The 20,603-nt window shown below is 52.9% G+C and carries 24 protein-coding genes; 6 read left to right on the top strand and 18 right to left on the bottom strand.

All coding sequences use genetic code 11. The features are described 5' to 3' along the window. Positions 1-259 precede the first annotated feature (259 nt). The 7 genes from ACODJP_RS06605 to ACODJP_RS06575 form a co-directional block, all read right to left on the bottom strand. Entirely contained in the window at positions 260-670 is a 411-nt protein-coding gene (locus tag ACODJP_RS06605; RefSeq protein ID WP_422479750.1) for a DUF1492 domain-containing protein, read from the bottom strand. Then, on the bottom strand, positions 667-888 hold the full coding sequence (locus ACODJP_RS06600) for a hypothetical protein (RefSeq protein ID WP_422479748.1): 222 nt from the start codon (positions 886-888) through the stop codon (positions 667-669). Before ACODJP_RS06600 ends, ACODJP_RS06605 begins: the two co-directional genes overlap by 4 nt. Beyond that, positions 885-2,258: an SNF2-related protein gene (locus ACODJP_RS06595; protein WP_422479746.1), complete on the bottom strand. Its 1,374-nt coding sequence runs from the start codon at positions 2,256-2,258 to the stop codon at positions 885-887. Before ACODJP_RS06595 ends, ACODJP_RS06600 begins: the two co-directional genes overlap by 4 nt. After that, complete coding sequence (locus ACODJP_RS06590) at positions 2,239-2,520, bottom strand: VRR-NUC domain-containing protein (RefSeq protein ID WP_422479744.1); 282 nt, start codon at positions 2,518-2,520, stop codon at positions 2,239-2,241. The genes ACODJP_RS06595 and ACODJP_RS06590 overlap by 20 nt, the downstream gene beginning before the upstream one ends. A gap of 169 nt (positions 2,521-2,689) precedes the next feature. Further along, on the bottom strand, positions 2,690-5,101 hold the full coding sequence (locus tag ACODJP_RS06585; protein ID WP_422479742.1) for a VapE domain-containing protein: 2,412 nt from the start codon (positions 5,099-5,101) through the stop codon (positions 2,690-2,692). After that, a complete protein-coding gene (locus ACODJP_RS06580) occupies positions 5,098-5,991 on the bottom strand; it encodes a hypothetical protein (RefSeq protein ID WP_422479740.1) in 894 nt (297 codons plus the stop codon). Before ACODJP_RS06580 ends, ACODJP_RS06585 begins: the two co-directional genes overlap by 4 nt. A gap of 61 nt (positions 5,992-6,052) precedes the next feature. Then, the gene (locus ACODJP_RS06575) at positions 6,053-6,478 is read right to left on the bottom strand and encodes a DUF4406 domain-containing protein (protein WP_422479738.1); all 426 of its coding nucleotides are present in this window, start codon (positions 6,476-6,478) and stop codon (positions 6,053-6,055) included. Between the two features lie 199 nt (positions 6,479-6,677). Between ACODJP_RS06575 and ACODJP_RS06570 the strand changes: the two genes are divergently transcribed. The 5 genes from ACODJP_RS06570 to ACODJP_RS06550 all read left to right on the top strand — a co-directional run bounded on the left by ACODJP_RS06570 (position 6,678) and on the right by ACODJP_RS06550 (position 11,410). After that, a complete protein-coding gene (locus ACODJP_RS06570; RefSeq protein ID WP_422479736.1) occupies positions 6,678-6,896 on the top strand; it encodes a hypothetical protein in 219 nt (72 codons plus the stop codon). Beyond that, entirely contained in the window at positions 6,835-7,299 is a 465-nt protein-coding gene (locus ACODJP_RS06565) for a hypothetical protein (RefSeq protein WP_422479734.1), read from the top strand. Before ACODJP_RS06570 ends, ACODJP_RS06565 begins: the two co-directional genes overlap by 62 nt. Further along, complete coding sequence (locus tag ACODJP_RS06560) at positions 7,292-8,410, top strand: DUF2800 domain-containing protein (RefSeq protein ID WP_422479732.1); 1,119 nt, start codon at positions 7,292-7,294, stop codon at positions 8,408-8,410. Before ACODJP_RS06565 ends, ACODJP_RS06560 begins: the two co-directional genes overlap by 8 nt. Next, complete coding sequence (locus tag ACODJP_RS06555) at positions 8,411-8,962, top strand: DUF2815 family protein (RefSeq protein WP_422479730.1); 552 nt, start codon at positions 8,411-8,413, stop codon at positions 8,960-8,962. An 87-nt stretch (positions 8,963-9,049) separates the two neighbouring features. Next, a complete protein-coding gene (locus tag ACODJP_RS06550; RefSeq protein WP_422479728.1) occupies positions 9,050-11,410 on the top strand; it encodes a DNA polymerase in 2,361 nt (786 codons plus the stop codon). A 189-nt stretch (positions 11,411-11,599) separates the two neighbouring features. Here the strand turns inward: ACODJP_RS06550 and tnpC are convergent, their stop codons facing one another. From tnpC to lipB, 8 genes are all read right to left on the bottom strand, one after another. After that, a complete protein-coding gene (tnpC, locus tag ACODJP_RS06545) occupies positions 11,600-13,300 on the bottom strand; it encodes an IS66 family transposase (RefSeq protein ID WP_422479726.1) in 1,701 nt (566 codons plus the stop codon). A 59-nt stretch (positions 13,301-13,359) separates the two neighbouring features. Beyond that, positions 13,360-13,704: an IS66 family insertion sequence element accessory protein TnpB gene (gene tnpB, locus ACODJP_RS06540; protein ID WP_422479724.1), complete on the bottom strand. Its 345-nt coding sequence runs from the start codon at positions 13,702-13,704 to the stop codon at positions 13,360-13,362. After that, the gene (gene tnpA / locus ACODJP_RS06535; protein WP_422479722.1) at positions 13,694-14,038 is read right to left on the bottom strand and encodes an IS66 family insertion sequence element accessory protein TnpA; all 345 of its coding nucleotides are present in this window, start codon (positions 14,036-14,038) and stop codon (positions 13,694-13,696) included. The genes tnpB and tnpA overlap by 11 nt, the downstream gene beginning before the upstream one ends. Positions 14,039-14,137: 99 nt before the next feature. Next, on the bottom strand, positions 14,138-15,004 hold the full coding sequence (locus ACODJP_RS06530) for a sensor domain-containing diguanylate cyclase (protein WP_422479719.1): 867 nt from the start codon (positions 15,002-15,004) through the stop codon (positions 14,138-14,140). A 142-nt stretch (positions 15,005-15,146) separates the two neighbouring features. Next, a complete protein-coding gene (locus tag ACODJP_RS06525; RefSeq protein ID WP_422479717.1) occupies positions 15,147-15,587 on the bottom strand; it encodes a hypothetical protein in 441 nt (146 codons plus the stop codon). Then, positions 15,559-15,819, bottom strand: coding sequence for a DnaB-like helicase N-terminal domain-containing protein (locus ACODJP_RS06520; RefSeq protein ID WP_422479715.1), 261 nt, complete (start codon positions 15,817-15,819; stop codon positions 15,559-15,561). Before ACODJP_RS06520 ends, ACODJP_RS06525 begins: the two co-directional genes overlap by 29 nt. A 223-nt stretch (positions 15,820-16,042) precedes the next feature. Continuing rightward, positions 16,043-16,906 carry a lipoyl synthase gene (gene lipA, locus ACODJP_RS06515; RefSeq protein ID WP_422479713.1) on the bottom strand — a complete coding sequence of 288 codons (864 nt, stop codon included), beginning with the start codon at positions 16,904-16,906 and terminating at the stop codon, positions 16,043-16,045. Then, positions 16,903-17,619 carry a lipoyl(octanoyl) transferase LipB gene (gene lipB / locus ACODJP_RS06510; RefSeq protein ID WP_422479711.1) on the bottom strand — a complete coding sequence of 239 codons (717 nt, stop codon included), beginning with the start codon at positions 17,617-17,619 and terminating at the stop codon, positions 16,903-16,905. Before lipB ends, lipA begins: the two co-directional genes overlap by 4 nt. Before the next feature lie 52 nt (positions 17,620-17,671). Here lipB and ACODJP_RS06505 point away from each other — a divergent pair, with 52 nt between their 5' ends. After that, positions 17,672-17,800: a hypothetical protein gene (locus tag ACODJP_RS06505; protein ID WP_422479709.1), complete on the top strand. Its 129-nt coding sequence runs from the start codon at positions 17,672-17,674 to the stop codon at positions 17,798-17,800. 113 nt (positions 17,801-17,913) lie between these two features. Here ACODJP_RS06505 and ACODJP_RS06500 read toward each other — a convergent pair whose 3' ends face one another. From ACODJP_RS06500 to ACODJP_RS06490, 3 genes are all read right to left on the bottom strand, one after another. Beyond that, positions 17,914-18,405, bottom strand: a complete 492-nt coding sequence (locus ACODJP_RS06500; protein WP_422479707.1) for an RNA polymerase sigma factor — start codon at positions 18,403-18,405, stop codon at positions 17,914-17,916. Between the two features lie 756 nt (positions 18,406-19,161). Beyond that, on the bottom strand, positions 19,162-19,800 hold the full coding sequence (locus ACODJP_RS06495) for an ImmA/IrrE family metallo-endopeptidase (RefSeq protein WP_422479705.1): 639 nt from the start codon (positions 19,798-19,800) through the stop codon (positions 19,162-19,164). Between the two features lie 87 nt (positions 19,801-19,887). Further along, positions 19,888-20,271 (bottom strand): helix-turn-helix domain-containing protein, encoded by a 384-nt coding sequence (locus ACODJP_RS06490; protein ID WP_422479703.1) that lies wholly within the window; start codon positions 20,269-20,271, stop codon positions 19,888-19,890. Positions 20,272-20,603: the final 332 nt, after the last annotated feature.

Genomic DNA, 20,603 nt, shown 5'->3' with positions numbered 1-20,603 from the left:
TGCGTTACCCTACCTGTTGGAGGGCGAAGAAACTCTCACCCGACTCAAGAAATTCCGAGCAATCATCCTCAACATCACCCACCTCGATATTGGCACACACCACGCGGGTGTTCACGCCGTTTACCCTTTTCTGCTGCTGATAAGTGCTTTTTGAAGCGAAGGAATACGCTCTCCATCTGATTAAATGACTGCATGGATTGTGTAGTGTGGTGGGGTGCGATCCTCCATAGGAGATTACTGAATCTCATAGGAGGATCCATCAGGATCCAGGAACCCTCACCAATGCCAGCGCCTTCCTATGCAGGTGGTAGATGTAGTCCTGGCTGTAATTCAGCTGGGCTGCCACCTGGTCCCAGCTTAGAAAGGTAAGATAGCGCATCTCCAGCAGAGTCTCGCACTCCATGCTGTTGACACTCCTGATTACATTGGCGATTTCTGTCTTGAGACGCATCAGTTGTGCAATGCTGGTGGTGATCTCATTCTCGAGTTGAGTGATCCGCACCACCGCCTCCTCCACAGGAGATCGACGGATCGACGGAGCCTTGGGGATCTCGGTGAGTTTGGGGGAGACGTAGACGGCATGGCTTTTGAGCCAATCGAGCTGGCGTTCCTTGGTCTTGATGCGCTTGTCCAGATACCACGCCTGCGACAAATATTCCTTTGCTTTCATGCTCGTGCCTCCTGTAGGTGAATCTTGGTGAAGTCGGGGTTGATGTCACATAAGAAACCAAACCACTCGCTCTCAAAAAACCGCTCGATCTCATCCTTGGTCGCCCATGCGTATACATAATCGGGGTTGTCCTCCAGTTGGGACATCGCCTTGTGCCAGTCCATCACAGCTCGATCTACGATTGCTGCAGCCAGCTGTCTCATGCTTGACTCTGTCATCGAGTGCTCCCTGTAAGTTCGGCCTTCACCGCTTCGATGAGGGCGTCCTGGGTTAGTGCCTTGCCCGAGAGGGCCCTCATGATGCGCTCATCGATGGTATTCTCGGTGATGAGATGTTGGACCACCACCGTCTCGGACTGCTGCCCTTGGCGCCACAGGCGCGCCACCGTCTGCTGGTACAGCTCGAGGCTCCAGGTCAGTCCGAACCAGATCAGGCAATTGCCACCGCTTTGGAGGTTCAGCCCGTGTCCGGCAGATGCGGGGTGGATCAACCCGACCTGCAGTTTTCCCTGGTTCCACTTCACCAGGCTCTCGCTCGAGTCCAAATTCGAGAATGATAATCCCAGCTTTTCCAGCCTCCCTGTAATGCGTTTGAGGTCATGCTTGAACCAATAGGCCACCAGCACGCTTTGTCCGTTGGCTGCCTCGATGAGGTCCTCCAGCGCATCGAGCTTGCGATCATGGATAGCGATCGTAGTACCGTCGTCGGTGTACGCCGCACCGTTTGCCAGCTGCAGCAGCTTGCCCGAGAGGCTCGCGGCATTCGCGGCCGTCACCTGTCCCCCGGAGGCGTCGAGCACCAGATCCTTCCTCAGCCTCTCGTAGGCAGCACGCTCCTCATCACTAAGGGTGACGCAGTACTCGGTACTCACCAGATCCGGCATCCTGATGTGGTCCTGGGCTTTCATCGAGATGGTGATGTCATCGATCGCGCGATAGATCCTCTCCTCTGCACCTGGGGCGACCTTGTAGCTGAATACGATCTGTCCATTGCGCTTATCGGGAGTGAAGTACGCATCCCGGTAGGACCCAATGAACCTGCCTAGGCGCACGCCTTTATCCAACAGCTTGAACTGTGCCCAGAGGTCGATCAGGCCGTTGCTCGCAGGAGTACCGGTAAGCCCCACGATGCGCCTGACCAAGGGACGACGTTTTATCAACGCCCTGAAGCGCTTGGAGCGGTGGTTCTTGAATGACGAGAGCTCATCGACGACGACCATGTCGAAGTCGAAGGGGAGGGCACTTTCCTCGATGAGCCACTGTACGTTCTCGCGGTTGATGATGTACAAGTCTGCCTTGCGTTCGAGTGCCGAGAGGCGCTCAGTCGTGCTTCCCACCGCCACCGAAGCTCTCAGTAGCTCCAGGTGATCCCATTTGTCGATCTCGGCCGGCCACGTATCCCTTGCCACCCGAAGCGGCGCGATGACCAATACCTTGCGCACTTCGAAGGAATCGAAGAGCAGGTTGTGCACCGCTGTCAGGGTGATGATTGTTTTGCCTAAGCCACACGCAAGAAGAATCGCCGCCACGGGGTGTGTTTCTATGAAGTCGCTCGCATACTGTTGGTATTCATGCGCTGTGTATGTCATTGATGATCTCCTCTATCTGCTCTTTCGCATCCAGCACGTATACTTTGAAGCCCCATGCCTTCAGCATGTCATGCCTTACTAGTTGGAGTGCTCTCGGCTTCTTGCCAGGAGCCTTCACTTCCACGAAACCGCACTTACCACCAGGTAGCAGCACCAGGCGGTCAGGCATTCCATCAAAACCGGGGCTCATGAACTTCACCGCCCGGCCTCCCATCTTCTTCACAGCTCTCACCAGCTGCAGTTCGATCTCTTGTTCCAGCACTTATTCCTCCGTGTGGACAAGAGGGACAAAATGGACTTGAATTCCTATACGTGCGTGTATGTGCGTTCGCGCTCTTGTGCAACGCGCGCTCTTGCTCGATAATCATCAAAACCCTCATATAGTATTATCTTGTCCAAGTGTCCCTCTGCCTGTGTTATTGCTTGCAGCGTTATGAATTGCTCGCGGGGACGATGAAAGGACCAGCTCCGTCACCGTTCTTCACACGCATGTTCTTGTCCCGAACGTAACCTCTCTGACGACCGTAGATCGGGAAGATGGTCCGCGGTGCCTTTTTCCAGCTGTCCATCTTGTGCATGATCGCGGAGATCTCATAGGAATCGGATTTTTTCAATGCAGCGGGGTTGTTACCAAAGCACTCGCACCAGATCTCCATATTGCACACCGCACTTCTAGTGACTGTCCCCTTTGCCGTCATGCCGCTGTTCCTTTCAGAGAAGTATGCACGTCGTTCATACATGTCCATCTCACCCCAATTTTTAGGAAGCAGTGTGTCGAGATACACTCGCACAAGACCTTCGCGCTCATCCCCCTCCATGGCTTCGCCCTGGGCTTCCTCTGCTTCATCCAGAAAATCCCCCTCGAGGTACAACTTCTCTCCGCTCTCCCAGATCGCCTTGGCTTCCGCCCAGAACTGAGCGCGGTATGCTTCGTAGAGCTGCCAACACATCTGATGGCGTGCCAGGTTGGACTTGATGACCCAATACCGACGGTTGCCGGTAATGTCGCGCAGGTATCCGTGCTCTCCGTTGACCGTCGCGATGATCACGCACTGGCGTGGATGGCTCTCGACCGTCTTGCCATAGCTGGGGCGGTACTTGTCGTCTGAGGTGGAGAAGAACGCCTTCACCTTCTCGATATCCATCTTCTTCATCCCAGCCAATTCTCCGATCTCTGCGATCCACACTCCCTGCAGCTTTTCAGCTCCTGCCTTTGACTCCATGTCTGCAAGCGTGAGGGTCTCTGTGTAGTATTCACTTCCCACCAGATCCTTGACGATCGTGCTCTTGCCGATTCCTTGTTCGCCATCGAGTACCAGGACGTTGTCGAACTTGGTGCCCGGGTGATAGACACGCGCCACTGAGGCTGCGAATGTCTTTCGGGTGATCTCCCTGACATAGGGGGTGTCGTCGGCTTTCAGGTACCGTATGAACAGCTCCTCAACTCTCTTGACGCCATCCCATGGTGGGAGGCCATTGAGGTAATCGCGGATGGGATGGAAGTGGCGATCATCGGCAACCTTCGTGAACGATACATCGTGGTTGCGACTCGAGAAGCACCCATAACGGATATCGATGAGGGACTTTAGCTGTGCCGTATCGGCATCGCGCCAGAAGCTGTTTCCTACCGGCCGATCCCAGGGCAGCTTGGATGTGACTTGGATGCGTCCCGCCAGGTCATTGAAACCGAAACCCGCAAGATCCGGATCGTTGTTGAGGATCAGGTTCAGATTCCACACGCTATTCTCCAGTTGGCTGCTTCGTGACATGTAGCGTAGTTGTTTTTCCCAGCCATCGTCAGCTGCGAAATCGGCATGTGCTTGTGCACGGCGCTCATGGGTGATTACCTGCTTCACGCGCTCATCCTTGCTGGCCAGAGCTGCCATGGCGTTGAAGGACTTGGTCGGATCGTCGTCGCCGAATCGGTGGATCCGCACCAGATCGAAGGCGTTGAGCGTTTTGTCGCACGCGGGATCGCTGGCATGGTGGGAGTAGGCGAACTTGCCGTTGTAGATCACCACTCCGGCACTCGAGTCGGCAGGGATGTAGTCATATCTACCATCCTGGGCAGATGGCATGTATACATCGGAGAGGTATGCCTCGATAGCCTCGTCGATCGGATGATAGGCGCGGCAGAACGCTCCCACCAGGCCATCCTTGGCCAGCGGGTCGCTTTGGCTTACCATCGAGCTTCGGATCACCTCGGACTGGCGCGAACTGACCGGCCATTGGGAGGTATCACGCCAATCGTGGTACATGCCCAAGTAGCGATCAGGATCCAGTGCCTCTCCGTTTTGATCCTCGAACACAAACTCGGCGTCTGACGGACAGCTCGCCCAGTACATCATGCGGTTGGCCTGGTAGGTAGAGTCGTCGAAGAAGTCCATACCGATCTGCTTGGCCACCATGCGCATGACTGCAGGGTACTCGTCCTCACTTACCTCTCTAGAAAAGTGGATCACCACGCGGTAGCGGGGGTTCTCTGCGGTGTGGCTGTGGGTGCTGTAGAGGAAATACGAGACGCCTTCCAAGGCTGTTTGCACCTTGGAGGGGAAGTCATCATCGCTTTCGATATGGTCGGCATCAAGGGACCCTACCGTTCTACAGATCACGTGGCCGTTCTTACGCAGGCCCTCTTTCAGCCAGCCACCGACGAAGCCTCCCTGGTCCTTCAGCTGGTCGCGCAGGCTACGAGAGAGCTTGGGATACTCTTTGATGGTCTCGGAGGTGCGTATGGGCCTAGCATTGCGTTCCTTGAGCTCTTGCCAGGACATCTCACGGTTCTTGTACTTGCGGTCGGTCTTGCGGTTGCAGAGCGCGACCTTGATGGACTGTGTGTTCATTGCATGTCTCCTGCTTGAATTACGTACTGCTTGGCTTGGTATGTGTTCGGGTTGTCTCGATGCTTTCCCTTGAGGTGTGGCTTGACCCAAACTTGCTTGTTTGACTTTGTCGTCCGGTAATAGCCCATGACTCCCCAGCAAGGGCAACCGATTTTCTTTGGTTCCTGGGACTCGGAGGAAAGATGCTTCGGGTTGATACGCAATACCTTGATTGCTTTTATCTTTCTCCTGCTCTTGCCACTATGTTTTCTTGGTATCTTGACTACAACGTTATCCGTAGAAATGGAGAACACGGTTGGGCGATTGATGAGAGCGCATTGGATTGCAAGGTATAGGAGTTTTGATTTCCAGGCGCGTTCGTGCATATCAAGTGTCATTTCTTCATCAGTCATCATCTCATAATTCGGGTACGGCTTAACCAGTACTGACGAATAGTTGATTTCAGAGACATTGCCGTCCAATTCAAGCACTGAGCATCCAATCGAAAAAGTTGCATCTGGTACTTTTCCCTGATGATCCGGATAGAAGAATGCATCCAATATCGGTATTGAGGAGATGTTAAGACCTTCTTTGCTTTGGATAAATTCCTTTTGGCGAATCACAGTTTTCCTGAAAGAAACGACGTTGCGCAAAGCAAGTGGTAGACGTGATACACATATCACTAAGGAGAATTCCGGCAACGCAGGATTCTTCAACAGATCAGGACCTGAGTATGACATTGATGAAAGGTTATCAATCAGCAAATTGAGTTCTTCCAGTGTCAGTTCGATTCTATCCAGATTCTTCCAGTTCCTGGAATTTTCCAGTTGTTCCACTTGCTCATCTTGAGTCAGCTCAATATCCCCAAGAGGTTTGAATTTCGGGCTTATGCATTGATTAATGTCCGTCATCGACTGATCCTCCTTCTATCTGCCGAAAAACCATACCCCCGGCTCTCTTGCTTGATCGCGTTCATCCTGTTACCTCCCGGCACTCGGCATCGAAGTAGCGCAGCAGGTACCCTTTGCGACGGGCGTAGGCGATCTCACTAGCCATCCCGTTCGATACTCCATGGCCAGCGAACACCCACACTTCACTGCATTTGCTCATGAGGATGTTGCCAAAGCGCAGCGCGAGCTCGCGCTCAGACGGATCGTCGTCATACATGAACTGCGGATACAGCAGGTGGACTGTCAGTGGGATATAGCCAGAGTCCACCGCGAAGCGGCTATACAGTCGTGCGCGCTCCACATTGGTCTCGATCTCGCCTGCATACGGCGAGCAGATATAGACGATGGGCCTGAATACGCGCTTCGCCTGTCTCTCCTCGCGCTCCATTTCTCTAAATGCCTCATAGGGTGTCGGGTCTGGATACCCTTCGTTGTTCAATCGATTCACCTGAATCCTCCTTCACTTGGTTCTGCGAGGATGTATCTCCCCACATACCCTTCCAGACGCTACGCGCACTTTGACCGATAAATTCTTCAAGAATTTTTCACAAAGAAATGTTCACTTTCTGTCGGTCAACATCCCCGTTGCATACGGAAGGTGGTGAGGGGCGAACAAGAGAAAAACCTCTCGAAGGAGATTGATCCAAATGGATGAACGAAAGACCAGAGGTCGGAGTGAACATGAGACCGACGAGGATATCGCCGAGGTGCTGATGACCATCAGTGCGGTGGCGAAACGGCTGGCTAAGCGACTGATGATCGCTTCGGCCAAGGATCGGATGCATACACGACAGGAGGAAACCCATGAGCGAAGAGACGAAGGCCTGCATCGCAGAGGCCATGACTATCCTGAATACCGCTACTGATGCCATCGCGGCATTGCAAGCGAAATGGGAACAGAAAACACCAGATGAACCTACAGCAAAACCAGCACTCAAACCTCTGACGCTGATAGAGGTCCGCTCGGTGCTCGCCGACAAGTCGCGCGAGGGGTATACCGAGCATATCAGGGCGCTGTTGGAGAAATACGGGGCACCCAAGCTCTCTGAGATCGACCCGTCCCATTATCGTAATCTGCTGGACGAAGCGTTATGCCTGGGTGCTACCAGGGATGATATCGAACAAGCCCTTTTGGAGAAGGAAAAGCAAGGTGAGGGTGATTCATTCGGGGCGATCTTCTCCCATCATGGAGCGACGTGCCTCGATGATCTGAAGAAAGAGTACTACCCATCGTTCCTGCGCGATATCAGGAGGCTTGGTAATGGCTAAGCACGCCCTGCTTTCACCATCGTCGGCCGCGCGATGGACATCTTGCCCGCCATCAGCACGCCTGTGTGAACACATCGAAGAGGGACCGAGCCTGTTTGCCGAGGAGGGGACTGAGGCTCATGCGCTTTGTGAATATAAGGTCAGACTCGCTTTGGGGCTGCCAGCACAGGACCCGACTCCCACCTTGGGCTTTTATAACGAGCAGATGGAGGATTGCGCCAACGAGTACACAGCATTTGTGCTGGATGCGTTGCAACAAGAGAAGGATGCCAAAAGGGATCCGATCATCCTTTTGGAGCAGAAGGTGGATATCAGCACCTATGTGCCTGAGTGCTCGGGGACTGCCGACTGTATCATCGTCTCCGATGAGCACCTGCACGTAATCGACTTCAAGTATGGCCAGGGGGTACCGGTCTCGGCCGAGCGTAACACGCAGATGATGCTCTATGCGCTGGGAGCGATCGGGATGTTCTCCTCGCTGTATGACCTCCAGCAGGTCAGCATGACGGTGTTCCAACCGCGATTGGCAAATGTGGATACCTTCACAATGGATGTTGGTGAGCTTCTCGATTGGGCTGAGTCGTACCTCAAGCCCCGTGCCGATCTTGCATTCAAAGGCGAGGGGGAATTCTGCTCGGGACCGCACTGTCGCTTTTGCAAGGTGAAGGCCACCTGCCGTAAGCGCGCCGAGGCGAATTTGGACCTTGCCCGCTATGAGTTTGCAAAGCCGGTATTGCTGGGCGATCACGAGATTGCCGAGATCCTTACGCAAGCTGACGAGCTGGCTTCTTGGGTAAGTGACATCAAGGCCTACGCTTTCTCGCTCTTGGAAAAAGGGGGAACGCTAGAGGGCTTCAAGCTGGTGGAGGGTCGTTCGATACGGCGCTACGCCGATGAGGCTGCTGCAGCCGATGCGGTGAGATTAGCAGGCTTCGATCCCTATGAGCACAAGGTATTGGGTATCACGGCAATGACTGCGTTGCTGGGAAGAACACGATTCAACGAGATCTTGGGTTCGCATGTAGTGAAGCCCAAAGGCAAACCGACGCTTGTGCCGGAGGGCGATAAACGGCCGGCGATCACAATAAACGATTTCATGGAGGATAAGTAAATGTCAAACACAAAAGTCATCACCGGCAAGGACACCAGATGGTCGTACCTGGCGGTCTGGGAACCCAAGTCCATCAACGGCAGCACGCCAAAGTACTCGGTCTCGCTGATCATCCCAAAGAGCGATAAGACTACCATACAGAAAGTCAAAGCTGCCATCGAGGCAGCCTATGCCGAGGGAGAAGCTAAGCTGAAGGGCAACGGTAAGAGCGTCCCGCCACTTTCATCTCTGAAGAATCCCCTGCGAGATGGGGATATCGACCGCCCTGACGATGCAGCGTATGCTAACGCGTTCTTTGTCAACGCCAACAGCGCTACTGCACCAGGTATCGTCGATGCTAATTGCAACCCGGTGATCAATCGCACTGAGGTGTACTCGGGTGTCTTTGGACGGGCTTCAATTTCCTTCTATGCGTTCAACTCCAACGGCAACCGCGGTATCGCATGTGGGTTGAACAACCTGCAGGTACTGCGTGACGGAGAACCTTTGGGTGGAAGGGCGAGTGCGGAGAGCGATTTCGCCACCGATGACGAGGATGATTTCCTTGCCTGATAGAAAATGGGGAGGGCGGTGGTTGCCACTGCCGTCCTTCCCGATCTTCCCACTACTATAGCCGATCACTAATACCAGGAGCCTAGGATGAAGCATTTGAACGTGGACATCGAATCGTACTCGTCAGAGAATCTCGCCAAGAGTGGAGTTTACCGCTATTGCGAAGCCGAGGACTTCGAGATACTGTTGTTTGGCTACAGCGTTGATGGCGGACCGGTACAAGTGGTCGATCTCGCCCGGGGCGAAAAGATCCCTCATGAGATTCTCCAAGCGCTCGCCGATAGGCGCGTGGTCAAATGGGCGTTCAACGCTGCCTTCGAGCGAATCTGCCTCTCTCGGTTCCTTGGACTGCCCACCGGGACGTACCTGGATCCATCTTCATGGCGATGCACGATGATCTGGTCGGCGTACCTCGGACTACCCTTGTCGCTCATGGGTGTGGGTGCGGTGCTGGGTCTCGAGAAGCAAAAGCTCTCTGAGGGTAAGGATCTGATTCGGTATTTTTGCATCCCGTGTGCTCCGACGATCACCAATGGCGGACGCATGAGAAACCGTCCTGTCGATGCCGTGGACAAATGGGAACTGTTCGTTGACTACAACAAACGGGATGTCGAGGTCGAGCTTGCTATCCACCAACGCCTCAGGCGGTTTCCTGTGCCCGATTCCATTTGGGATGAGTACCACCTGGATCAGCGCATCAACGACCGCGGTGTGCTGATCGACAGGACTTTGGTCCACAGTGCCATCGGAATGGATAGCCTTTCTCGGCATGAGCTGGTGTCCCGGATGAAGGAGATCACCGACCTTGAGAACCCCAATTCGGTCTCGCAGGTGAAGACCTGGCTGGCCGAGAATGGGCTCGAAGTCGATTCTCTTGGCAAGAAGGATGTGATCTCCGCTTTGGATGGTGCTCCGCGCGAGATCAAGGAAGTGCTCGAGCTCAGGCTGCAACTTGCCAAGTCGTCGGTAAAGAAGTATCAGGCGATGGAGAACGCAGCCTGCTCTGACGATCGTGCTCGGGGCATGTTCCAGTTCTATGGGGCGAATCGTACCGGGAGATGGTCAGGGAGGCAAATTCAAGCCCAAAATCTAAAAAGAAACAGTATCGAGGACCTTGCCGTTGCCCGGGCTTTGGTGAAAGGTGGCGATTACGAGGCGGTACAGATGCTATATGGCGATGTGCCCGATACACTCTCTCAACTCGTAAGAACAGCATTCATCCCACATAAAGGCCATCGGTTCATCGTATCGGACTTCTCGGCGATCGAGGCACGGGTGCTTTCCTGGCTTGCAGGGGAGACATGGCGCATGGACATCTTCGCCGAGGATGGGGACATCTACTGTGCCACAGCCTCCCGCATGTTTCACTGCGAGGTCACCAAGCACGGGGAGAACGGACACCTTCGTCAAAAGGGCAAGCAAGCCGAGCTCGCCTGCATCGCAGAAGGCCAGCTGGTACTCACCGATCAAGGCCTCGTGCCGATCGAGTGTGTGACGACCGATCATCTGCTGTGGGACGGAGAGGATTGGGTAACGCATGAGGGCTTGATCTGCAAAGGTATTCGTGAGGTGGTCACCTATGGTGGACTCACCGCGACAGCAGAGCATCTTGTCTGGGTCGAGGGGATGGGTAAACCGGTACAGCTCGCCCTCGCTGCAAAGTGCGGGGTTCCCTTGGTGCAGACTGGCAAGGGGGAACAGGCGATATTCTTCGATGGACATCAGCGAAAGCTGAGAAATCCTGCCACCTATGATGACCCGAAAAAGACTGGATCACGCAAGGTATATGACATCCTCAACGCTGGAGAGCATCATCGCTTAACCGTATCGGGGGTCCTTGTACACAACTGCGGATATGGTGGGTCGGTGGGAGCGCTCAATGCCATGGGAGCGCTCGAGTCCGGCATGACCGAGGACGAGCTCAAACCTCTGGTGGACGCCTGGCGCCAGTCCAATCCGAACATCGTCCAGCTGTGGTGGGATGTCGACAAAGCGGTGAAGGAAGCCGTGAAGGAAAGAACCACGACCAATACGCATGGCATCAGATTCTCGTATGAGAGTGGATTCTTGTTCATCACCTTGCCCTCTGGCAGAAGGCTCGCATATGTGAAGCCCCGCATTGGTACCAATGCATTCGGTAGCGATTGCGTAACCTACGAGGGGGTGGGAGGAACGAAGAAATGGGAACGCATTGAAACCTATGGTCCGAAAGTGGTGGAAAATCTTTGCCAGAGCATCAGCCGTGACCTGCTGTGCCACGCCATGCAGCAACTCGAAGCTGCTGGGTGTAGCATCGTGATGCACATCCACGATGAAGTCGTCATTGAAGCACCGAAAGCGATGAAGATCGACGAAGTCGGTAGGATCATGAGCGTCGTGCCATCATGGGCTGATGGCTTGATGCTGAGTGCGGCGGGATATGAGGCGGAGTTTTATATGAAGGATTGAACCAGACAAGCGGGACGGCATGATCAATTCTTGTCCCATACGCTACAGTCCCCCAGTCATGTCCATACGGCTTGATCCTAATGACGTCCGTCATCTGAATTCCGATTGCGCATGGTCGGTACACGTCAAACCAAAGCCATGGTTGTAAATTACCACGGGCCAATCTAGAATCATTGCAATGAAGAGCTTCTAATCATCTTCCCTGGGAATCAAGGGCATTCGATCCTGCCAGGCAAGATCCTTGGGATCGATGTTCCATGGCAGCAATGCTTCCCAAGGGCCCTTCCTGTAGGGAAGATTCACCAAGGTGGTGGCCTTTTCCAGTACATGGAAGAGATAAGCCCCCGGGTCAATGCCATTGAGCAAGGCAGTCTGGGTGAGGGTATACATGGCACAGGAACTGGCCGCCCCCGCCGGGCTTCCGCTGATATTCCAGTTGCGCCTTCCCAAAGCCACACCTCTGACTGCCCTTTCGGCCGCCGAATTGTCTGGTGAAAGCAAGGGGGTCTCGAGATAGGTTGTGAGGATGTCCCATTGCCCCAGGGCATAGGAAACTGCCACATCGAATGTGCTTTTGGGGATGACGGTCCTTGACGCCTCCATCAGGTGGGTGTGGAAGGTATCGAACAACAAGAGGGCTTCAGCCTTTCGCTGTTCAACAAACTGCTCTTCGGATATCTTTCCGTTCTTGAGAAAGGAGCGATACTTCTTCTCCACCTTGAAGATTGCCTTTATGTCCTTGAGCATGGTCACCGCTTCCAAGTTGACCTTGCTCTGGGTATTGCCTTTTTTGGGTTTGGTCGCTTGGTAGACATCAAAGATGTAACGCCTTACGTGGACCAGACAACCCGCATGCCTGAGTTTTTCCTTGGAGTCCCTCACCACCGAACGATAGGAGGCATATCCATCTGTTTGGATGGTTCCCGCAAAGCCATCAAGCAGCTCAGCAGCTACGGTGGCTGCCCTGGAGGGGAAATAGCGGTAGCTGGCCGCCGGCTTAAGAGGATTGGTGCCCACTCTCAACCATATGTAAGATTTCTGGGTGTTTTTTCTCCCTTCCTCCCCCATGACTTGCAAAGTGGTCTCATCAAGATGTACCACGGCACTGTCCATGATGTGCTGCTCTATGAGGGTGGTCAGGGGGTCCAGCAGTCCGGTCACCTGGATCTGCCAGCGTGAGAGGTTCTGCCTGCTTACCCGAAAGCCGATGTTGAAGAACCGTACGCTCTGGCGGGCATACGGCAGGTGATATACGAACTTGTCGGAGAGGGCTGCCGCTACCAGGGCATTGCCTGCCATCCCACCCTCTATGATGCGATCGGAAGGCATTCTCGCCTCCAGAACCCCCGCTTCCTTTGAACTGTTGCTGGCGAACTTGCCCAGGACATACTGCTTCACCTTCAGCGAACCTGGGGTGTAGTCGAGTATCTCGATGCAATTCTCGCCGATGCGATGATGGTTCCCCTTGCCGAACCTCTCGTCAAGGCTCTCCTCGCTGGGATCCACGTTGATGGTCTCACGCGGAAGGTCAGGGTGCAGGGCTGTGCGTCCGCACCCCTTCTTGCGTGGCCCCTTATCTTCCTCATAGGGTTCGGATATGGGGGTGACAGTGGATGCTGTTGTTGTCTCTGCCTCATTGAGGAGGGTGTCCTCGACGATGGGCTCCTCGCTTTCCCTGATGGGATCGGCGACTTTGGGCATGCGCTCACTGTTGGTCACGAACTTCCTGCGTGCGTTGGTTGCAATCCGATGGTCAAGGATGCCCAGCCTTGCGCTGAGGTCCATGACCTGTTGGTTGCTGCGGTCCAAGGCCTCACGCAGAAGGGCATTCTCTGCCTTCAGCTCTGTCAGTTCCTGTGCCATATGGCGTGTCAGTTCATGCTCTTTCATACCCTGAATCATACAGGAAAAGAGCATATTAGTACATACATTACAAGAAATTAAACAAACTATTTTACTCTTTTTGCAGCATCCAGGACAGGGTTTGAACGCCAGCAGTCTATGCCCTCAAGCAGCATGGAAAGCTCACGCTCCGATATGTTGAGCACCTCAAGTTCAGAATTCGGCCATGCGAAGGTCATGCGCAGATTCCTCTTCTGCAAAAGCCAGAACGAGTCTCCTGACCAGTAGAGCATCTTCAGGCTGTGGCGGTTCCTGCCGCAGAATACGAACAGGTCCCCTCCAAGAGGATCCATGTCCATGCATCCCAGCACTGTGTCGACCAAGCCGTTGATCCCCTTTCTCATCGAAGTGTAGCCGGGGCGTATGTAGATGTCCTTCACCTCAATTTGCATGACAGGCACCTCCCAGGACCGAGACCAAGACCTCCAGGTCGCTACGGCTAGCGCCGCTTGTGATTGTTGCAGACCAGGGACCGATGCTCAGGGTGATGGACGGATTTGGATTGGCTGTGATGTCGGCTGCAATGGCTTTGGGCTTTGGGGGCTTGCGGGGCAACTTCACCATCGTCGGTCTGAGTTCAATACCCTGCTCATCGAATGCATGAACCCAAGCATGCATGGTGCTCCGTGGAATACCTTTTTCCCTGCAATACTCGTTGCAATTCTTGCCACTTGCCTTAAAAAGCCTCAGATTCTCAAGCTTTTGCTCTTTTGTGTAGGTGTTCATCTTTGGAATCTCCTCATTTGCAATCATGAGATTCCCATATTAGCTAGCCATAAACAACCATGGTTCTGGTTTGACGTGTACCATGGTCGTGGGGGGGATTCATCCCTTCACTCTGTTCTTTCCTTCTGCTTTTGCCGCATACATTTTCTTGTCGGCATTATCGATGAGTTCATCAAGTGTCGATTCGTGTTGAAGGCATCTCACTCCAATGCTGACAGAAACCTTGATCGTCGACATATCGGAAACAATTATCTCTGTGCTTTCGATGGAAGCCCTGATTCGCTCTGCAACACTCAATGCTGCGTCAAGGTTTGTGTGACACAACCCGATCAAGAACTCATCTCCTCCGTAGCGGCCGAGGATATCAGAACCACGGATTTCCCTCTTCACCACAGCCGCCACCTTCGTCAATACAATATCGCCGGCACTGTGTCCGTGTACATCATTGACGTATTTGAACCCATCGATATCCATCATCAGGATGCTGAGGGGTTTTCCGTCCTCTTGGGCCTGATCGAATACTTCCGTCAACAATTGATGTGAGTACTGCCGATTGTACGTCTTGCACAGCGCATCGTTCTGGGCCATCTCCTTCAGCAATTGCCCTTCGATTTTTTCCGTGACATCCATGCAGCTCCCTATGAATCCTATGAAACGCCCTTCCTGATCATAGAACGGTACCCCGCGATCATTGATCCATCGGTACTGGCCGTCGTAGCGTTTGAGACGATAATCCATTTCAAATGGATGCTGGATCTTGAAATTGTCCAGGTAGATCTTCACGCACCTGTCAAAATCGTCCGGGTGTACGCCTTCAGCCCAGCCAAATCCAAATTCCTGTTGCAGCGTGCGCCCGGTGAAATCGAGCCAAGTCTTATTGAAATAGTCACATTTGGTGCTGAGATCCGATCTCCATATCATGTTCGGAGAGGATTCCACTATCAGTCGGTATTGCTCATAGTCCATATCATGCCTTGCCTTCTTCAATCTGGTGGTTCTGGTACCTATCCCTATGACTGGAAGCACCGAATAATCGCCCTGAAGATATGTTCTTACGGATCATTGATAACCAGATTAACAGTTTGATCCATACATATCCACTACAAATTTATTCGAATTTGACCGGCATGGGCGTGACAACGATCCTGAAACGCATGGACCGCAATCGATCGGCGGAATTGTTGTGTGCCCCGCCGGATGCGAGAAACAGGTGTGCAACCTTGCAAATTGCGTATCGAGACATCGTATCATCGTCTGGGATGATGGAACTGGAAAAACCCGTATGATGAGTAACTGCACTCAGACGACCATCCGAGATTAGCTTGCCATGCAGCGACTCGAGGCCGCCGGGTGTTGCATCATGATGCATATCCAGGACGAGGTGGTCATTGAAGCGCCGAAGCGAATGAAGGTCTACGAAATCGGCAGGCACATTGGCATCGTGCCTTCGTGAGCTGGTGGTCCGATTCTGAATGCTGCGGAGTATGAGGCAGAGTTGTTCATGAAGAATTGATCCGAAGTCATGTGGAATGCGAGGGGTAAGCTGCACCCTTTGCAAGATCGTTCAGCACCTTGGTTATGAATTCTTTACCTTCGAAGTATTCACCGAGTATCTCAAACGATATTCGTTGTTCCTGATAAAGCAGATCCACGATCCCGTCATAGATCGTATTCGCTATTTCATCATCAAAATCTCCGATATCGATCCGCTGGGTGATGTACTTGGCGAATGGTGGATCGGTGATGATCCTGTGCAGCAAATCTTGTTCGATGGTATCCATGAGGATACACTAGAGAGGATGTGAATGAGGTGCAACCGGATATGGATGATTCCTACCCGAATGGATAGGAATTTGTTTCTGATTGGTTACAGGCGCTTCACAGTGAACTGATCTCTATTAAAAATTCTCGACGTCTCCTTTGATCATGCCCAATCATTTACCCCTTCGTCACCTTTCCGATTTGATGGGGGTGCTGGATCTGAGGTAGACAGCTTCCTGGCGATCAGGAGAGACTCGGATCCTCCGCATGATAGCTGCTCCGGGCGAACGGTTCGGAGAGCACCCACTCGAACCCCATGGTCTTCGCCTCCTCGCGCCACCTGGAGAAATCATCAGGATGGATGAATTTCTTGACCGGAAGGGAGTGTCTGGTGGGTTTGAGGTATTGTCCCAAGCATAAGCGGTTGCACCCAACGGTTCGCAAATCCATGAGAACCCGTCTTACTTGGTCTTCGGTTTCTCCAAGTCCAAGCATCAAAGATGATTTTATGGGAATCTGTGGCCAACGCTCCCTGGCCATGGCGAGCAACCGAAGAGATCGCTCATATTCCCCGCCGGGGCGTGCCACGGCATATAACTCCGGTACCGTCTCCACGTTGTGCCCGAACACGAAAGGGAGTATCGGATCAAGGATTTCGAGAGCTTTCTCTTGGATGCTCTTGAAATCAGGCACCAACAGTTCGAAACGCATAGAGGGATTTGTATTCCTGCAAGCGGAAACCACATCCCTGAACTGCGAAGCACCTCCGTCTGGAAGATCGTCCCGGTCCACACTGGTGATCACTAGATATCGCAATTCCAGGTCCTTAGACAACTCCGCAATCCTATTCGGCTCCTCTTCATCAGGATGATCGGGGATGCCATGGGAAACGGAACAAAAGGGGCAATTCCGCGTGCAGATGGTTCCGAGGATCAGGACGGTGGCGGTTCCTTTCGCCCAGCACTCCCGCTGGTTGGGACAGTTGGCCTGCCTGCAGATGGTGTCGATCTCCATCCTTTCGAGCAGGTTCTCCGTTTTGTGATATTGCACGCCGGTGGACAACCCCTTTCTGATCCAGGGAGGGAAGGGAACATGGTCGGTTTTCATCGTGATGCCCCCCGTTTCGCGCCATACTCGGAGAGAAGGTCGATGCGTCTGGATTGGATCACGTCCTTCAGGGTTTGCATCGGGACTTTGCGCCCTCCTTCCTTCTCTGAACTGGTCATCTCAACCCCGGTGATCCCACACGGCACGATGTGGTCGAATATGCCAAGATCATTGTATAGGTTGATCGCGATGCCGTGCATGCTGGTCCCTCTGGCAACCTGGACGCCGACCGAGGCAATTTTTCTCCCGTGCACCCAGAGACCGGGATAGCGGTTTCTTCTCTCCGCCTCTATTCCAGTCTTTGAGAGGACGTCGATGGCGAGGTGCTCCAGGTAGTGGACGAATGGCGCCACATGGAAACCGAATTCGTCAAGTCTGACGATCGGATAGACCACCAATTGTCCTGGATTGTGAGCGGTGGTACCACCGCCTCTGCGTATCTGCACTACATCGATGCCCATGTCTGACAACTTTTTCTCGGTTCGGAGCAACTGATTGTGATCCTTGTGTAGGCCGAGCGTGATGACCGGGGGATGCTGGACCAACAGAATCACCGATGGTAGAGCTCCCGATGATACTTTTTCATGAAAATCGACCTGCAGGTCCAGTGATTCGCGATACGGCATAAGGCCACAGTCGATACACTGCAACGGTTCCATTTGGTTTTTTGGTATCCCGAGGTCATTCGTTTGAATGTCATGTAAATGTATCATGATGTATGCTAGCAGATAGGAAAGGCATTGTCAATGATAGGACAGGGCAAACATGAATATCCTCATCGGACTGAATTCCTCAGGTGTGGACAATGTGCAAGCCTATGCGATACCTAGGCTTCCCTCGCCGGCTTTGATCCAAGATGACAGCAAGGAATCGTGCGTGTTTGTCGCACTGTAGCATACCGAGCTGGCTCTTCATGATCTGGCAGGATTTGTCTTGTGCCATTTGGTTCATGCGGCCGTAGGTGGCAGGAAGTCCCTCATCCACCTACAGCCGTTGTTTTGGTGTGTTCACCCCTCATAGAACTCTCGGAAATCATCCTTGATCTTCTTGAGTCTCCGATGGACGGTGTCTTGGGATACTCCCATCAGGTGTGCAATCTCATGCTGTGATTTCCCTTCGTCATACAGGTCGTAGATCCTCCTGAGCTCTCCGGTGAGTACATCCAAGAAGGCCTCGGCCTTTTCTCTGAACTCCTTGCGTTCTGCAACCACCTCAGGATCGTATGATTGATGGTGTTCACTATCCATGACCTCAAGGTCGTAATGCAACCGCTCCAGTGTCTCCTGGTCGGCATCGCGCGACCACTCGCAAATGGTGCAATCCCCGCCGCATCGCCACCAATGGTGACAGGCGCATTGATGATGCCGCTTGGCGAACGCATAGATACGGTTGATGGGACGATAGTATTCCCTGAATTGTTCCTCGGTGACCGGTATCCTCTCTTCGGTGATCGGATCGAAAATGAAAAAGTCCCTGCTCTGAGTCTCTGATGTTGCCATGAGCCCCTCCTTGGGGTTCGGGCAAAACGGAGACATTCGGGTATGCAGCGGCTAAGGCATGCTGGCCGAAATCAAAACGCATCTCCGTTTTGACCTTCGACCGGCGCATTCCCTACAGCCGGCGTTCAGTGATTGATGTGGTGCATCCCGGTGGGGAAATCCTGGCTTGGCACCAAGGATGCTGTCGTTCGGATCCAACGGATCCAGGAGGTGATGACCATGAGCTTTTGCCAATGAAGCGAACGGTCCTGATGGGCATAAAAAAGCCGGATGATCACAAAACAGGTGTTTTATGGATCATCCGGCTATTCGGTGGCTCGCCATGCGGCCCCATTGCTCGGTATGTACCGGGTTATCAAGGTATCGGGTTATCAAAGTATCTTAATACCAGGGGAGAGTGTTCCCCATTTGAGTTACTTGTTCATGATGTGAACGCGATTACCTCCTTTCCTGTTGGGCATGCTCCCATCCTGCACGATCGGAACTCGCACAATTTGGCTGCACTGAGGGCATTTGAGCGAGATCTCAAGCGGTTGGTGTGTGTGGTAAAATCCAGTGGTGTCGAATGCCCGCTTTCCACATTTGGGGCACCTCATGGGAATATCCATCGCAACTCCTCTTGCTGTATGGTGTTAACATTAAAGCTAACATAGAAGCGAAAAAGAAACCTGCTGCAATCAAGCAGTCAGGAATCTTTATGACACATAGTCCGTAGGCGATCACTGTGATCACCCTATGGACACCGGTGGTTGTTTCTTAAATGGGAAGGTAGTTTAGTGAGATCAGGCGCACTCTCGCGGCTTCCTCAGAGACGTTGAACACCTCGACCATCGTCTGGATCAGCTCAAGGTGCCAGAACGGACTACCATTTGGCTCGATCAGGTTTCGTAGGAGTCTTACCGAGCTTCGGGGCATCAAGAGCACCGATGCCAGGTAATTGGCCTGCCATTCGAGCCAGGCCTCACCTTTCAATCGTTTGCCGTCGGTGTCCACACCGCTGAGATCAGGGAAGGTCGGTTTTGAGTAGATACCACCGCAGTAATCGTGCAAGCTCGCAATCTGGGCCTTCCTCTGATAATACTCGGGATGGATCAACCCGTGCGATGCCTCATGTCCTTCGGTGAACCGCTCGCGATGGAGGAGATTGGGATTGTCGGCAAGAGTCCCTTCGATGATGATGGTGTTCTTCTTCACCGAGAGGAACTCAGCCTGATTTAGCTCAGGGTTATATATGGGTAGGTGATCCGTATCATCGAACACCGTGATTCCCAGGTACACTTGATTATGCGACAGGTATTGGTATTCCAGGGTAAAGCCCATGTAGTGGGTGATAAGCCTGTCGATATCCGTGGGCTGTGCCTTCAGCAGGACCTCCGGGGAAAAGTCACGCAGCACTCGTTCTCCATAGGTTTCCAGCTGATTTTTACTAAGATGTGGTATGCCATTGGCGTCGAGTCTACTTGCGCATTTTATCATCTTATATCAGTTATCCCCGCGTTTCCTTGATATCAGATCATCGACAAATCGTTGCCAATCCTCTTCGTTCGCTTCCAAATTCCTTGCAGCCCTGAGAGCTGCGTTCACATACGGCCGTTCGGTCACATACGGATTCAGATCCGGTGCGAGCAGCCCCTTTTGCTTACCGACGATGTCATACATCTCCGCTTGCTCTTTTTCATTCAGATTCAACACCTTGGCCAAATCCGCCAATCGTTCCTCAGTCAGCGGTCCACGGCGATTGTTTTCCACATCGCTGAGAAACGGCGCCGATACTCCCAAAGTACGAGCCACTTCACGCAAGCTAATCTGCTTTTCTTCGCGTTTGTGCTTCAGGTACTCTCCAAAAGTCACGGTAGTTTTCTTCATAATCCTTGTCATCCTTGTAAGCCTGTTAGTCGTCAGACTTGGTGGGTGGAGGATAGTACAAGATGGTGTGGAGAGTCAATAGGATTTTTGGAAAATAGTATAAACATACGTTAAGTAGTATGGGCATGGGCTTGAGGGTAATGAATAAGAGGGGAGGTGTCAATCAGTTTTCTCTCAAACTCAGCGTCCAACACATGGTAAGGGAACGGGAATGGGTCATCAAATATGTACTTGGGCAATTTTTCTTGCAATTATCCCGAGCTAAGGGGTATCCTACATACAAAATATGCACATAGAAACCTTTTCGCGAGGACGTCTATTTGGTCATTGAG

This window comes from Pleomorphochaeta sp. DL1XJH-081 (assembly GCF_049310885.1).
Lineage (GTDB): Bacteria > Spirochaetota > Spirochaetia > Sphaerochaetales > Sphaerochaetaceae > CAYZJV01.
The sequence above is the reverse complement of the archived record's forward strand: the minus strand, read 5'-3'. Positions and strand labels throughout refer to the sequence as shown.

Bases quoted from the DNA above. Each gene is read 5' to 3' on its own strand.
- ACODJP_RS06520 (WP_422479715.1), bottom strand. From the start codon at position 15,819: ATGGATACCATCGAACAAGATTTGCTGCACAGGATCATCACCGATCCA.
- tnpA (WP_422479722.1), bottom strand. From the start codon at position 14,038: ATGAACACCTACACAAAAGAGCAAAAGCTTGAGAATCTGAGGCTTTTT.
- ACODJP_RS06580 (WP_422479740.1), bottom strand. From the start codon at position 5,991: ATGACGGACATTAATCAATGCATAAGCCCGAAATTCAAACCTCTTGGG.
- lipB (WP_422479711.1), bottom strand. From the start codon at position 17,619: ATGATACATTTACATGACATTCAAACGAATGACCTCGGGATACCAAAA.
- ACODJP_RS06555 (WP_422479730.1), top strand. From the start codon at position 8,411: ATGTCAAACACAAAAGTCATCACCGGCAAGGACACCAGATGGTCGTAC.
- ACODJP_RS06530 (WP_422479719.1), bottom strand. From the start codon at position 15,004: ATGGACTATGAGCAATACCGACTGATAGTGGAATCCTCTCCGAACATG.
- ACODJP_RS06605 (WP_422479750.1), bottom strand. From the start codon at position 670: ATGAAAGCAAAGGAATATTTGTCGCAGGCGTGGTATCTGGACAAGCGC.
- ACODJP_RS06560 (WP_422479732.1), top strand. From the start codon at position 7,292: ATGGCTAAGCACGCCCTGCTTTCACCATCGTCGGCCGCGCGATGGACA.
- lipA (WP_422479713.1), bottom strand. From the start codon at position 16,906: ATGAAAACCGACCATGTTCCCTTCCCTCCCTGGATCAGAAAGGGGTTG.
- ACODJP_RS06505 (WP_422479709.1), top strand. From the start codon at position 17,672: ATGAATATCCTCATCGGACTGAATTCCTCAGGTGTGGACAATGTGCAA.
- ACODJP_RS06595 (WP_422479746.1), bottom strand. From the start codon at position 2,258: ATGACATACACAGCGCATGAATACCAACAGTATGCGAGCGACTTCATA.
- tnpB (WP_422479724.1), bottom strand. From the start codon at position 13,704: ATGCAAATTGAGGTGAAGGACATCTACATACGCCCCGGCTACACTTCG.
- ACODJP_RS06570 (WP_422479736.1), top strand. From the start codon at position 6,678: ATGGATGAACGAAAGACCAGAGGTCGGAGTGAACATGAGACCGACGAG.
- ACODJP_RS06600 (WP_422479748.1), bottom strand. From the start codon at position 888: ATGACAGAGTCAAGCATGAGACAGCTGGCTGCAGCAATCGTAGATCGA.
- ACODJP_RS06585 (WP_422479742.1), bottom strand. From the start codon at position 5,101: ATGAACACACAGTCCATCAAGGTCGCGCTCTGCAACCGCAAGACCGAC.
- tnpC (WP_422479726.1), bottom strand. From the start codon at position 13,300: ATGAAAGAGCATGAACTGACACGCCATATGGCACAGGAACTGACAGAG.
- ACODJP_RS06490 (WP_422479703.1), bottom strand. From the start codon at position 20,271: ATGAAGAAAACTACCGTGACTTTTGGAGAGTACCTGAAGCACAAACGC.
- ACODJP_RS06550 (WP_422479728.1), top strand. From the start codon at position 9,050: ATGAAGCATTTGAACGTGGACATCGAATCGTACTCGTCAGAGAATCTC.
- ACODJP_RS06565 (WP_422479734.1), top strand. From the start codon at position 6,835: ATGAGCGAAGAGACGAAGGCCTGCATCGCAGAGGCCATGACTATCCTG.
- ACODJP_RS06500 (WP_422479707.1), bottom strand. From the start codon at position 18,405: ATGGCAACATCAGAGACTCAGAGCAGGGACTTTTTCATTTTCGATCCG.